The organism is Paraburkholderia sediminicola (genome assembly GCF_046026895.1).
GTDB lineage: Bacteria > Pseudomonadota > Gammaproteobacteria > Burkholderiales > Burkholderiaceae > Paraburkholderia > Paraburkholderia sediminicola_C.
Genome location: NZ_JAQQEU010000278.1, coordinates 1 through 551, shown reverse-complemented (window position 1 = coordinate 551; position 551 = coordinate 1). Strand labels below are relative to the sequence as shown.

Below are 551 nucleotides of genomic sequence, written 5' to 3'. Positions count from 1 at the left end.
CGGGCAACTCTGTCGCGGCGTCGAACAGTTCCGCCTGACCCGCCAGCCGCTCGGAACTGACGCCGAAGCGCGCACGGTTCGCCTGGGCAATCTGGTGCTGCAGCGCTTCCAGTTGCTCCCACAGCACGCATGCCAGCCGGTTCTGTTCGAGCGCGAAGGCTTGCAGCGCGTCGGGCTCGACCGGCAATTCCGCGACAGTGATGGCGGTGGGCGGCATGGCTATCATGATGCCCAACTCGCGCTACGTTTACAAGATCGGGGGAGCGTTGTATCTGCGCAGGCGACAGCGAGTTCAGCTCACGCGCGTCACCGCGACGGCGCGATGTGGCTCGCGTGCCGGGATCTCAATACCTTCGAGCCAGGCGTTGAGTTCGGCGAGCGTGAAGCCGCGTTGCGCGAGCGCTAACGGTGATGGAAAGCGTCCCCGTTCAAGGCGCTTGTACCAGAGCGCGAAGCCGGTGCGATCCCAGTAAAGGCATTTGACTTTCGAGCGGTCGCGCCCGACGAACACGAACAGATTGCCGGAGACAGGGTTCTGGGCAAGCAGTGGT

At 64.1% G+C, this 551-nt stretch carries 2 protein-coding genes; both read right to left on the bottom strand.

The features are described from left to right. The coding region (locus tag PQR02_RS40740; protein ID WP_408243439.1) for an IS66 family transposase at positions 1-217 on the bottom strand (217 nt) is incomplete at its 3' end. A 75-nt stretch (positions 218-292) separates the two neighbouring features. Further along, on the bottom strand, positions 293-551 hold a 259-nt coding region (gene tnpB / locus PQR02_RS40735; protein WP_408243438.1), incomplete at its 5' end, for an IS66 family insertion sequence element accessory protein TnpB.